Origin of the sequence: Paenibacillus peoriae, from assembly GCF_022531965.1 — a bacterium.
Lineage (GTDB): Bacteria > Bacillota > Bacilli > Paenibacillales > Paenibacillaceae > Paenibacillus > Paenibacillus polymyxa_D.
This window is the reverse complement of record NZ_CP092831.1, coordinates 1854940-1867225: the sequence shown is the minus strand read 5'-3', so window position 1 is coordinate 1867225 and position 12286 is coordinate 1854940. Positions and strand designations below refer to the sequence as shown.

Below are 12286 nucleotides of genomic sequence, written 5' to 3'. Positions count from 1 at the left end.
TTCATTTGCACTTTTTTACACAGGTCTTGTCTCCCCCCTTTCCCGCATATGTATAGTAGAGCATTTATTTTATGAAATACTATCGTAAAAGAAAGGAGTCGTGAGAGCTTGAGCCGGTTAATCCTGAATCGCATATTTCGTGCTCTATGGGTGGCAATCGTGATTGTAGCTCTGTTATTGGGCATATATGTGCTTTTCCCTCTCGTCTATCCTTTCCTATTCGCCTGGCTTGTGGCTTATGCCATGAATCCATTGGTTGGTTTTCTGCGTAACAAAGCCCGTATGCCACGTTGGACGGCTGTCACGGTCTCATTATTTGTATATTTAGGTGGAATTGCAATTATCCTGTCTGCAGCAATCACCCGCATGGTTCGAGAAGTTATAAAGTTAGCCATGACTTTTGACGGGCATATTGAGCGTTTTAAAAGCCTGTTTATCGATTGGACACAAAGCGATTTGATTCAAAATGTAATTATTGAAATTAACCATTTCATCCGGGATAATCCGGATTACCAACACACCATTAACAGTAATATTGATAAAACAACTCAAACCGTCAGTTCGGCTGTCACTACGCTAGTCGCTCAATTTTTTAATGGGGTTTTGAACTTGCTGACCTCTCTGCCTAATATGGGAGCAGTTCTAATGGTTATTGTATTAGCAGCTTTTTTTATTAGTAAGGATTGGGACCGACATAGTCGGATGCTCGCAAACACGGTTCCTGATACGATTCGCAAGCCATTGTCGGATATATGGCACGATCTACGTAAAGCACTGTACGGCTATTTGCGTGCACAGTTTATTATCATCTCCATTACGGCATTAACGGTCATTGTTGGGCTGTTCATATTGCGTGTGGAATCCGCCTTTACCATCGGTTTAATGATCGGGCTGGTGGACTTGCTACCTTATTTGGGGGTTGGCATTGTGATGATTCCGTGGATACTGTATACGTATATGTCTGGTAATTTGGCGCTAGGGGTAGGATTGTCGATCCTTTATATCATCCTGTTGATTGGACGACAGATCGTGGAGCCTAAGGTGCTGGCCAGCAGCGTGGGCTTAAACCCGCTTCCCACCCTTATCGGTATGTTCATCGGGCTCAAGCTATTTGGCGTTTTAGGACTCATTATCGGACCTGTATCACTCATTGTCGTTGATGCACTGAATCGTGCGAATGTCATTCAGGACTTGCGCAATTATATTCTCGCAGGAAGAGTCCGCTAGATCATGGATAGGAAAAACGGCAGCTCACGTCAAAACCGCCGAAACGTAATACTGCCGTTTTTCATTTTTTTCTCCAGCCACTTTAATAAAAAACGTCGGTACAACGCTCGTGTTAAAGGGAACACCAACGTAAAACCAATAATATCTGTTAAAAATCCGGGGATAAGCAGCAAACTCCCACCAAAAAAGACACATAATCCATCCAGCATTTTACGGCCGGGCATTTGTCCCCGATTCATTTCATTTTTCGCATCGGCAATCACCTTACGACCTTCAAATTGCATCATGGCAGCCCCGATTAGCGTCGTCAGAATGATGAGTAAAATCGTTTTGCCTGCTCCAATCCAGTGACTTACCCATATAAACCCGTATAGCTCCGCCAAAGGAATGAGCAGCAGCAACAGCCACAGACGTTTACGCATCATCATGACTTCTGTCCCTCCCCGCCTGTAAAAGCAAACCTTAATGCAGTGTACAGCTCAGGTAGCGCCTGGTCCAGTCGAACGGGCTTCCATTCGGTGTTCACCCATACGTGACGTGTCATCCCAGTGACGAGCAGCTCTCCCGGCAGCGTGTCTGCCTGGGTCCATACCTTTCCCAGATACCTTTGATGCTCATCATCCGTTACCCGCCGAACCTCATAGATATAGTTTAGACGCAGTCTGGAGAAGTCGGTAATTGCGGTATAAACGGTAATTAAATCATCATATCGAGCAGGACTCGCATATTTCGCATTGATTTCAATAACTGGCAGTAAAACTCCACGTTCCTCCATGCTCCGATAGTTAAAACCCGTCTGTCGGATCATTTCGGTACGCCCGATCTCAAACCAGTTCAAATAATTTGCATGATATACGACCCCCATCTGGTCGCTTTCCTGATAACGGACACGTAGCGGTGCGCCATACCAGCGTAATTCCGTTTGTTTCTCCTCTTGAGTCATACAAGCTCTCCTATCTTTGTGCATCTTTATCTCTATTTTGCCCTCTCTCCATTAAACCATATTTACAGCCCGGGAACAAAAAGAGGGCAGACCGACCGGTCCTCCCTCGCAAATCATATATAATAATGCCTTTATTATTGTGGCAACGGCTTGGACAGTTTATAATATCCGCTATCCGAAGCCAGCTTAAGCAAGCTCTTAGCTTGGCTTCCCGCCCAGGCGTAACCGAGTCGTCTTTCCTCACTAATTTTCATGATGTCGGTATACTTTTTGCCATCCCGGTCTGAAAAGAAGTATTTATTGTCTTCCACATTATAGAACCGATACCACATTACACTCGATGCGTCCTTTTGGAAAAACTCCGGACCTTGACGATTGTATTTCATACCGTCGATTCGGTTCGCGTCAAACCATTTCAAAGCACTTTGAGCCGCTTTTTTCACTTCAGCGGTTTGCGGCTGGGACATGAGAAAAGCAGTAATGCCTACTGATTCCGTAGTTGTTTTGGAAGGTAACTCAAATGCCCGGGCTTCAACAGATGCATAAGTAGCCGGATCGTGCTGTGCACCCCAGATTGTTGGTGTACCATTATTTACAATTTGAGATTTAATTGTGTACTGGATACCTTTGTTTAGCGCTTGCTGAAGTCTGGAGCGGTAAGAGTTATCCAGAATATCGCTATCAAACGGCTGCTTCTTGTTCACGATATCGTCAGCCAAAACCATAACTCTGACCATTGCATCATCATTATAAGTTACAGCATCGGAATAATTACCACGTTTAGGGTATACTTGAGGCCAGCCACCGGAGGAATATTGAGAAGTTAGTACGAAGTCAACTGCTTTTTGTACACTGATCTTAATGTCTTTATTTTTGGTTTTTTTGTATACATCCGCCAAAAAGCGAATCTCGGTTGTCGTCGCCTCGTTATCGAACGTTCCGAGTTCAACACCATCCTTGCTCTTCCATGTGGAGCGTGCAGCTTTGCCATCCCATTTGGATTTATAATTCTTTTCCATAGCTTTGAAGAATCCGCCATGTGGCAATTGCCAGGATACAATATTTAAGGCAAGTGTAGTATCCTTGGATGTATTCCCCGTAGAAAACTTACTGAAATCGCGCATCTTGTTTAGGATGCTGTCTGTATTGACAACAGCGGTTGGCTTCGCCACAGCCGACAGCCCAAATAATTGCTCACGATCCAACACACCTGAATTTACATCGTCACCATAAACGTCCCGTCCCACAGCTGAATCTGTGGTAAGCTCATAAGAAGCAGTAGCCGATTCACGTACTGAATCATATGTAGCCGGCACAATCTCCTGTGCCGCAGCCCATGAGGGACTTAGGAGCCCTGACGTTACTGTAATCGCCAAACTTGAAAGCGCTATCATCTTTACAGTTGGACACATCTTCTTCTTCATTTGAACCTCTCCCTTATTTTAAGTTGGGTCATTGCGTTCAGTTTAACCTATACATTCTTGCTGAGGATTCTTTTGGATAGTGAGAGGGACTGAACCACTATTTATGCATGATAAATAGTTAGTTGTATTATATGAAAATATATCCAAACGATCAATATATTTTAATTTACTAATAGATTAAAAAAGTTAAAAAACTTTGAAAACAATAAAAATCCTCTTACTAATGCCGGATTAGTAAGAGGATTTTACGTAAAGCTAATATAAAGTAGGTCGATGAGCAACATCGCTTACCCAAATCGACCCATGATGTACTCCTGAGTCAGCTCATTTTCAGGATTCGTGAAAATATCGTTCGTTTTCCCATGTTCAACCAGACTTCCGATATAAAAATAAGCAGTATAATCGGAAATTCGTGCAGCCTGCTGCATATTGTGCGTCACAATAACGATGCGCAATTCTTTTTTCAATTCGGTAATAAGCTCTTCTACCTTGCCTGTAGACACAGGGTCCAGCGCTGAAGCTGGCTCGTCAAGTAACAGAATTTTCGGTTGAACGGATAGAGCACGTGCAATGCAAAGCCGCTGCTGTTGCCCGCCAGACAGCGCTAGAGCGGAGTCGTGAAGGCGATCCTTGACCTCATCCCATAATGCTGCTTTACGCAGGCTGCTTTCGACGATTTCATCAAGCTGTTTCTTCTTGTGCACCCCACGGTATTTGGGACCGAAGGCGATATTATTGTAAATGGATTTGTAAAAAGGGTTGGGACGCTGCCACACCATGCCAATTTGCTGACGCAGCTTGATCACGTCCGTTTCCGGTGCCGTCAAATCCTGTCCATCCATCCAGATGTGTCCCGTTGTAGAGGAAGATGCAATCTCATCATTCATCCGATTAAGGGAGCGCAAAAAGGTCGATTTACCGCAGCCGGAAGGCCCGATCAGGGCAGTCACTGTCTGCTCGGGAAAGGCTAGATTCACTTTTTTCACAGCCTCAAAGCTACCATAATAAATACTCAAATCCTCAGTACTGAACGGATGCGGCGGTTGTCCCACAAGCTGTTCCGAACGCGTAGACTGAACGGATGTTGCTGGTGCGGCGGTTTTTGCCGTTCGCGTAATCACATGTTCCATTGTTCTCCATCCCCTTTCTAATCCATACGTTTGGCAGCTGTCAGACGGCGGTATACAACTCTTCCGAACCATCTTGCACTCAAGTTGAATGCAAGCACAAGCAGCACCAGTACGGCAGAAGCGCCTGCAGCAATATCTTTGGAGTCAGGAGCAATCCCCTCACTATTGACCTTCCAAATATGAACAGCCAATGTCTCAGCAGGTCGCATCGGGTTAATAGGCGATCTAGCATGCAATGGATTCCAATCAGTAAAATCAAGCGGCGGCGTACTCATCCCTGCTGTAAACAGCAATGCTGCGGCTTCCCCGAAAATACGGCCTGCGGCCAAAATGGTACCCGTAATCAAGCTTGGCAGCGCAGCTGGCAACAAAATGGAGGTAATGATTTTCCACTTGGACAATCCAAGCGCAAGTCCAGCTTCCTTTTGCTCCTTCGGCACAGCTCGGAAAGCCTGCTCCGTTGTGCGAACCATCAGCGGCAGGTTAAATACGGCCAAAGCCAAGGCTCCTGATAAGAGGGAAAAGCCAAAATCAAACGTATTTACGATAAGTAGTAGTCCAAACAATCCGATGACGATCGACGGGAAGGAGGACAATACTTCGACGACAAGTCGTATAAAGTCCGTAATTTTCCCCGGCTTTGCATATTGCGCCATGTAAATACCTGCGCCCCAGCCAATCGGAATGGTGATAATCAAAGTTAAGATTAACAAAAATACGGAATTAAACAGTTGTGGGCCAATACCACCGCCTGCACGTAATGTTTGGGGAGCACTGGTTAAAAAGTCAAAAGAAATATGACTGACTCCGCGGGCCAAAATGAAGCCCAGTAATCCCACCAAAAGTGCAACAATGAACAAAGCGAAGAAACAGATTACAAATGTAGCGATCTTGTCGGTCGTTTTAGCTTTCATCAAACCCGGTTTCTCCTTTCAAGCAGCCTTACCAGCAGCACGAAAATGAATGTCATGAGCAGAAGAACAAGCGCCATGCTCCAGAGAGCATTGTTATGAACGGAGCCCATCGCTGTATTCCCCATGCTAAGTGTAATGACGCTGGTCAAGGTCGAAGCGGATTCCAGCAAGGAATGCGGTATGTGCGGAGCATTCCCGATTACCATCTGTACAGCCAACGCTTCTCCGAAGGCACGAGCCATACCGAGAATAATTCCTGTTAAAAGAGCAGGCAACAACGTCGGAATAATAACACGAGCAATTGTCTGCCAGCGGGTAGCACCCAAAGCATAAGAGGATTCACGTAGCCCCCCCGGCAAGGAAGACAACGCATCCGCCATAATACTCGTAATCGTCGGCAAAATCATGACTGACAACACTAGGCAGCCTGCCAGAATGCCGATGCCTTGTCCTCCAAACACGTTCCGTAGCAGCGGGACGATTACGGTCAAGCCGACAAAGCCATATACAACAGACGGAATACCGGATAATAATTCAATCGCGGGTTGAAGGATACGCTTACCCGATTTCGGCACAATTTCCGTCATAAATAAAGCCGCACATAAGCTGAGCGGACTGGCAATTAAAGCCGCCAGTATGGTTACTGCAAAAGAACCCGTAATAAACGGAAGTGCGCCGAAGGACTTAGGCTCGCCATCCGGACTCCATTTGGTTCCAAAGAAAAACTCTCGCAGACTGACTCCATTCACCGCAAATGTAGCTACACCTTTGGAGGCAACAAAATATACGATGGAGACAATAACCGCAACTAAAAAAACGACACAAACCGACGTATATATGCGGCCGGTCCATTCTTCCCAGTAATGTCTTTCTTTCATAACTCGGGATCGTTTATTCTGTTCCATGTATGCCTTCCCTTCAATTGGTCCCATACTGTAACTCCTTTAACCGAAGAATAGAGGCCGGACGCTAGTCCGCCTCTTCTTCGTGAATATACTCGCGTTAGCTGCGTTCATCGAACAGGAGGTGTGACTCTCCTTATTTCGTGATATTACCGTCAGCATCACGTTTCACTTGCATACCTGATACTGGAATGTATCCCAAGTCTACGACATCCGTTTTTTGGATTTCATCTGACAGAATGTAGTCCAGGAATGCTTTCACATGCTCTTTTGGCTCACCTTTAGTGTACATATGCTCGTAAGCCCACACTGGATATTTACCTTGTTCTACATTTTCAACGTTAGCTTCAACGCCATCGTATTTCAAAGCAGTTACTGTGTTGTCGATGTAGGACAGAGCCAGATAACCAATCGCACCCGGTGTTTCAGCAATCAGCTTTTTCACAGTACCGGAGGAATCTTCTTGAATGGAGCCCGGCAGATCTTCTGTTTTTTGTCCCAATGCGTATTTTTCAAATGTTGCACGAGTACCGGAGCTGCTTGGACGGTTTACAATAACGATTTTTTGATCCGCACCGCCAACTTCTTTCCAGTTTGTGATTTTACCTGTGAAGATTTGTACCAATTGATCTTTTTTCAGGTCTGTAACGCCTACTTTAGGATTCGCTACCGCTGACATGGCTACAACAGCTACTTGGTGATCGACCAGCTCATCTGCACCGCTCTCCAGTTTTTCTTTTGCAAACACGTCGGAGTTACCGATGTCCGCTTGTCCGCCGGAAACCTGAGTCAAGCCAGTACCGCTACCGCCGCCCTGTACTTGAACTGCAATGCCTTTATATTTATCGACAGCCATAAATTTTTGTCCCGCTTGCTCTACCAATGGTTGAAGTGCAGTGGAGCCCACAGCCAGAATGTTTCCTGTCAGTTCAGCAGCTGCTTTATTGTCTGTTCCTGTAGCAGCTTCTCCTTGTGGTGCAGCATTGTTACCTGATCCACAAGCTGCAAGTGCAAATACCATGGTGAGAGTCATCAGAATGAACGGCCATTTTTTCAACATTTTTTATTGTCCTCCCCTTAGTTAAGTGACGGTTTTTTATTTATGACCATCAACACTTTTACATTGTAGGCCTGGAATGTTAGACGAACGACGTGGTTTTGTAAAACAAATATAAAATATTGATAGATAAATTATTTTTCGATATATAATTAATCTATAGTTTGAAATTCATATATGAATGGACATATAAGGAGAGCTGTTGGATTCCATGAATATTCTAAAATTGCGTATCTTGATGCTGATCGACAAATTCCATAAGGCGACGGATGTGGCCGAAGCTTTGCAAGTCAAACAACCTACCGTCAGCTTTCATATGAAAAGCTTGGAAAAGGAAATGGGTGTTTCCCTATTCTCTCTTCAACAAGGCAGGATTATGCTAACGGAAGCTGGAAAAAAATTATTACCTTACGCAAAGCAAATCATCTCTCTGGAGCAAGAAGCTAGACAAGCTGTAGATGAACTGACAGAAGAGTCACAGGGTCAATTACATCTAGGTGCTGAGTCGATATCAGGTACGTATCTCCTCCCCACTTTGATGGCTAAGTTTGCTGAGCGGTATCCAGATTGTCGTATTCAGTTAGAGATTCAATCCCCGGATGCAATTAGGCAGCTACTGAAACAGGGGGAAATTGATTTTGCTTTTCTCGACGATAGAGGATCTCTTCCAGAGTATACAGTGGCAGAGCCAGTGGCTTCAGATCAAGTAGGAGTTATCCGTTCTGCACGTGCACCTGAAGTCAAATTAGAGGAGTTCGATGGAACCGATATGCTGGACAAGCACACATGGGTAAAATATAGCGGTTCATCCGTTGTAGATCTGTACTCCTCGCTAGTTAAGCCCCATCTGGAAATCAACTCTTGGGAAGCGGTAAAGCAAGTCGTAAGCGGCGGAGAGGCGCTTGCCTTCTTTCCTGCAAGCGGAGTCGATAATCATGAAAATGCTGTTCCCTCGGTGGAATGGCTTCCTTATCCCGAGGCTGATTATCAAATAAACATCGTGTATCAACAAGATACACACATGAACTTAATGCAACAGGCATTCCTTGATTTCATACGACAAGAAGGACTAGAAATAAAAAGCTAGAGAACATAAAAAAGAGCATCCAAGTCTTATTGACTTGAATGCTCTTTTGCTTGTTGTAACGATACATACAGCCTCGGTATTATTTCACGGAGGCTTTAATTACGCTTGTGCTGGAACGCAGCTAATTTTGATCAGGTTCGTAGAACCGGAATCACCAAGAGGTACGCCCGCAGTAATCACAACCAAATCGCCCTCTTTAACGAGGCCAGATTTGCGACCACCTTCCAGCGCGTTGTCAAACAGACTGTCTGTTGTGTCAACGATTGGTCTGCCTTGTACTGCATGTACGCCCCAGATCAGAGCCAAACGGCGAACTGTTCTTTCCTGTGTTGTCACAGCAACAATCGGAGCTTCTGGACGGTATTTAGAAATCATACGCGCCGTTGTTCCGCTTTGTGTGGACGTCAGAATCGCTTTAGCATGCAAGTCAAGTGCAGAAATAGAAACGGATTGGCTGATTGCTTCTGTGATACTAATCTCTTGAGCCGTTCTTTGTTTTTTGAACAAATCACGGTAGTTCAGAGAGGACTCAGCTTTTTCTGCAATACGTGACATTGTCAATACGGATTCTACTGGATATTTACCCGCAGCTGTTTCGCCGGACAGCATAATTGCATCTGTTCCGTCAAAAATAGCATTCGCCACGTCACTTGCTTCCGCACGAGTCGGACGCGGGTTACGTTGCATGGAATCCAGCATTTGTGTTGCCGTAATAACAGGCTTGCCAGCTACATTACATTTGTTAATCATCAATTTTTGCGCCAGAGGTACTTCTTCAGCAGGAATTTCCACACCAAGGTCACCACGGGCAACCATCAGGCCATCCGAAGCTTCCAAAATTTCGTCCAGGTTGTCCACACCTTGCTGATTTTCGATTTTGGAAATGATTTGAATATGACTTGCATTGTGTTTCGCCAGCAATTCACGAATTTCCAGTACATCACTTGCTTTACGAACAAAAGAAGCCGCGATGAAATCAATGTCCTGCTCAATACCGAAAATGATATCATTAGCATCTTTCTCCGTAATACCAGGCAAAGAAATTGCAACGCCTGGAACGTTAACGCCCTTCTTGCTTTTGATCGTTCCGCCATTGACAATGCGGCATTTGATTTCAGTGCCTGATACTTCAATAACGGTGAGTCCGATCAGACCATCGTCGATCAGAATGGTGGAGCCGGGCTCCACGTCCGAGGGAAGATCTTTGTACGTAATAGAAATACGATCTTGCGTACCGAGAATTTCTTCCGTTGTCAGCGTAATGAACTCGTCCTGAACAAGCTCAATAGGTTCAACTTCGAGCTTTCCTGTCCGGATTTCCGGCCCCTTCGTATCGAGCAAAATAGCAACATTTTTGTTAAGCTCCTTACAAGCTTGACGGATGTTTTTAATCCGGTTGCCATGCTCCTCGAAATCACCGTGAGAGAAATTCAGGCGGGCTACGTTCATACCAGCCAAAATCAGTTTCTTCACATTTTCCAATGACTCACTGGAAGGACCGATGGTACATACAATCTTAGTTTTGCGCATTTGGGTTTTTCCTCCGTTTTCAAAGGTGCTACTCTTTATATCTTTTTCCAACAATTAAATCTACTACACTTTTTCCTATTTGTATAGGAAGTTCGTCATATTTATTGTTACCCGTTTACAGCGTATTACAACATAGGTTCAGTTTCCGAAGACTTCAAGAAGGTGTATTGACCTATTTTTCGGAATTTCTGATACCGATCTTCCCTCAATTCATCGCAGTTCATATTGGTAAGTTCCGCCAAATGACGTTCCAATAGCTCCTTGATTGCGGCAGCGGTCACTTCATAGTTACGATGCGCGCCCCCTTTCGGCTCCGGCACAATATCCTCGATAATTTCCATGCGAAGGAGGTCATTAGCCGTAATCTTCATGGCTTCAGCTGCCTGATCGGCCTTGGAAGCATCTTTCCATAGAATCGAGGCTGCACCGTTTGGAGAAATGGCCGAATAAATGGCATGTTCCAGCATCAGCACACGGTTACCGACTGCAAACGCAAGCGCACCGCCGCTTCCACCCTCGCCGATGACCACACAAATAACAGGCACCGAAAGCTTTGCCATCTCCCGCAAGTTGCGGGCAATCGCTTCCGATTGACCTCTCTCCTCTGCTGTATTACCCGGATAAGCGCCCTTCGTATCAATGAATGTAATAATAGGGCGTTTAAATTTCTCAGCCTGCTGCATCAGACGCAAGCCTTTACGGAATCCTTCCGGATGGGCACTACCAAAAAAACGTGCAATGTTATCTTTCGTATCCTTACCACGCTGCTGGCCAATGACGGTCACCGGAATACCATTCAGCTTGGCAATCCCGCCTACAACCGCCAAATCATCTCCAAACAAGCGGTCGCCGTGTAATTCAATAAAATCCGTAAACACCTGCTCTATCAAATCAAGAGACGTTGGTCTTTGATGATGACGAGCCAAATGCATTTTTTGTGGTGCTGTAATGTTCGAATATATTTCTTCTTCCATCTCGAGATAACGTTCCTCGAGACGGTTGATTTCATCTGTAAAATCAATTTGCTTATCCTGTCCGAATTGCTTGAGTTCTTCGATCTTCTGTCGCATCTCGACCAGGGGCTTTTCATAAGGCAATTCGCCAGCCATCTATTCCTCCCCTTTCACACTGTGTAGATCAAGCAGTTGCCCAAGGGTATCGCGCAGTTCCTTGCGATGTACAACCATATCCAATTGTCCGTGCTGCAAATTAAATTCGGAAGTTTGAAAATCATCCGGCAGCTTCTGTCTGATTGTTTGTTCAATTACAATACGCCCTGCAAAACCGAATACAGCTCCTGGCTCTGCGATATTAATATCTCCAAGCGTAGCAAAGCTAGCGGATACTCCACCTGTAGTCGGGTCGGTGATAACAGAAATATAGAGCAATCCCTGCTCATCCAGACGAGCAAGAGCAGCACTTGTTTTTGCCATCTGCATCAAGCTTAAAATACTTTCCTGCATACGTGCTCCGCCGGAAGTTGAGAAAATAATTAGCGGCAGACGCTTGTCTATTGCTTGCTCAATGGCGCGCGTAATTTTCTCTCCTACGACCGAACCCATACTACCAGTAAAGAAGTCAAAGCTCATCACAGCAACGACAACAGGATGTCCATAAATAAGGCCGTCGCCCGTAACGACAGCCTCTCGCAAGCCAGATTTCAGGGTCTGTTGCTCCAGCTTGCTCGCATATCCCGGAAAGTCCAGCGGGTCAACCGAAATCATATCGGCATCATATTCCGTAAACGTGTCTTCGTCGAGCACCATGCGAATGCGATCCATTGCATTCAAACGCATATGGTATCCGCACACCGGACACACTTTCAAATTTTTCTCTAGTTCTTTGCTGTATTGAATACTTCCGCACTTGCCACATTTGGTCATAAGACCTTCGGGAATTTCCCGTTTGGGACGATCCGGCATGTCCGCTTGATCGCCGCTCAGCGCCCGTTCCGAAGGGATGGTCGCGTATTTACGCTTCTTTTGGAATAAATCTTTAAACACAACTACACCTCTCCAGCCGTTTATTTGTCAGCCGTAACCGATACAAGGTCCTCTGCCGTCTATGCGGCA

General features: G+C 45.3%; 12 protein-coding genes. 2 read left to right on the top strand and 10 right to left on the bottom strand.

The features are described 5' to 3' along the window. The first annotated feature begins 108 nt into the window (after nt 1–108). Nucleotides 109–1227, top strand: a complete 1119-nt coding sequence (gene ytvI / locus MLD56_RS08445; RefSeq protein WP_029516622.1) for a sporulation integral membrane protein YtvI — start codon at nt 109–111, stop codon at nt 1225–1227. Between the two features lie 29 nt (nt 1228–1256). Here the strand turns inward: ytvI and MLD56_RS08440 are convergent, their stop codons facing one another. The 7 genes from MLD56_RS08440 to MLD56_RS08410 form a co-directional block, all read right to left on the bottom strand. Beyond that, nucleotides 1257–1655, bottom strand: a complete 399-nt coding sequence (locus MLD56_RS08440) for an FxsA family protein (protein ID WP_013309596.1) — start codon at nt 1653–1655, stop codon at nt 1257–1259. Next, on the bottom strand, nt 1652–2170 hold the full coding sequence (locus MLD56_RS08435; protein WP_029516620.1) for an acyl-CoA thioesterase: 519 nt from the start codon (nt 2168–2170) through the stop codon (nt 1652–1654). Before MLD56_RS08435 ends, MLD56_RS08440 begins: the two co-directional genes overlap by 4 nt. Before the next feature lie 134 nt (nt 2171–2304). Next, on the bottom strand, nt 2305–3594 hold the full coding sequence (gene pelA, locus MLD56_RS08430; protein WP_029516619.1) for a pectate lyase: 1290 nt from the start codon (nt 3592–3594) through the stop codon (nt 2305–2307). A gap of 287 nt (nt 3595–3881) precedes the next feature. Beyond that, nucleotides 3882–4724 carry a phosphate ABC transporter ATP-binding protein PstB gene (gene pstB / locus MLD56_RS08425; protein ID WP_029516618.1) on the bottom strand — a complete coding sequence of 281 codons (843 nt, stop codon included), beginning with the start codon at nt 4722–4724 and terminating at the stop codon, nt 3882–3884. Between the two features lie 17 nt (nt 4725–4741). Further along, nucleotides 4742–5638, bottom strand: coding sequence for a phosphate ABC transporter permease PstA (gene pstA / locus MLD56_RS08420; protein WP_023987910.1), 897 nt, complete (start codon nt 5636–5638; stop codon nt 4742–4744). Beyond that, nucleotides 5638–6570 carry a phosphate ABC transporter permease subunit PstC gene (gene pstC / locus MLD56_RS08415; protein WP_029516617.1) on the bottom strand — a complete coding sequence of 311 codons (933 nt, stop codon included), beginning with the start codon at nt 6568–6570 and terminating at the stop codon, nt 5638–5640. The genes pstA and pstC overlap by 1 nt, the downstream gene beginning before the upstream one ends. Before the next feature lie 106 nt (nt 6571–6676). Then, on the bottom strand, nt 6677–7600 hold the full coding sequence (locus tag MLD56_RS08410) for a phosphate ABC transporter substrate-binding protein (RefSeq protein ID WP_029516616.1): 924 nt from the start codon (nt 7598–7600) through the stop codon (nt 6677–6679). A gap of 208 nt (nt 7601–7808) precedes the next feature. On the opposite strand from MLD56_RS08410, the gene MLD56_RS08405 reads away from it, so the two are divergent. Beyond that, entirely contained in the window at nt 7809–8684 is an 876-nt protein-coding gene (locus MLD56_RS08405) for a LysR family transcriptional regulator (protein ID WP_029516615.1), read from the top strand. 99 nt (nt 8685–8783) lie between these two features. Here MLD56_RS08405 and pyk read toward each other — a convergent pair whose 3' ends face one another. From pyk to accD, 3 genes are all read right to left on the bottom strand, one after another. Further along, the gene (pyk, locus tag MLD56_RS08400) at nt 8784–10214 is read right to left on the bottom strand and encodes a pyruvate kinase (RefSeq protein ID WP_029516614.1); all 1431 of its coding nucleotides are present in this window, start codon (nt 10212–10214) and stop codon (nt 8784–8786) included. Nucleotides 10215–10339: 125 nt separating this feature from the next. Continuing rightward, complete coding sequence (locus tag MLD56_RS08395) at nt 10340–11323, bottom strand: acetyl-CoA carboxylase carboxyltransferase subunit alpha (RefSeq protein WP_029516613.1); 984 nt, start codon at nt 11321–11323, stop codon at nt 10340–10342. Then, on the bottom strand, nt 11324–12217 hold the full coding sequence (gene accD / locus MLD56_RS08390) for an acetyl-CoA carboxylase, carboxyltransferase subunit beta (protein ID WP_029516612.1): 894 nt from the start codon (nt 12215–12217) through the stop codon (nt 11324–11326). It lies immediately after the preceding gene. Nucleotides 12218–12286 lie beyond the last annotated feature (69 nt).

What these genes read in the sequence shown, in the direction of transcription:
- MLD56_RS08440 (WP_013309596.1), bottom strand. Translation starts at nt 1,655, where the DNA reads ATGATGATGCGTAAACGTCTGTGGCTGTTGCTGCTGCTCATTCCTTTG.
- MLD56_RS08435 (WP_029516620.1), bottom strand. Translation starts at nt 2,170, where the DNA reads ATGACTCAAGAGGAGAAACAAACGGAATTACGCTGGTATGGCGCACCG.
- pelA (WP_029516619.1), bottom strand. Translation starts at nt 3,594, where the DNA reads ATGAAGAAGAAGATGTGTCCAACTGTAAAGATGATAGCGCTTTCAAGT.
- pstB (WP_029516618.1), bottom strand. Translation starts at nt 4,724, where the DNA reads ATGGAACATGTGATTACGCGAACGGCAAAAACCGCCGCACCAGCAACA.
- pstA (WP_023987910.1), bottom strand. Translation starts at nt 5,638, where the DNA reads ATGAAAGCTAAAACGACCGACAAGATCGCTACATTTGTAATCTGTTTC.
- pstC (WP_029516617.1), bottom strand. Translation starts at nt 6,570, where the DNA reads ATGGGACCAATTGAAGGGAAGGCATACATGGAACAGAATAAACGATCC.
- MLD56_RS08410 (WP_029516616.1), bottom strand. Translation starts at nt 7,600, where the DNA reads ATGTTGAAAAAATGGCCGTTCATTCTGATGACTCTCACCATGGTATTT.
- MLD56_RS08405 (WP_029516615.1), top strand. Translation starts at nt 7,809, where the DNA reads ATGAATATTCTAAAATTGCGTATCTTGATGCTGATCGACAAATTCCAT.
- pyk (WP_029516614.1), bottom strand. Translation starts at nt 10,214, where the DNA reads ATGCGCAAAACTAAGATTGTATGTACCATCGGTCCTTCCAGTGAGTCA.
- MLD56_RS08395 (WP_029516613.1), bottom strand. Translation starts at nt 11,323, where the DNA reads ATGGCTGGCGAATTGCCTTATGAAAAGCCCCTGGTCGAGATGCGACAG.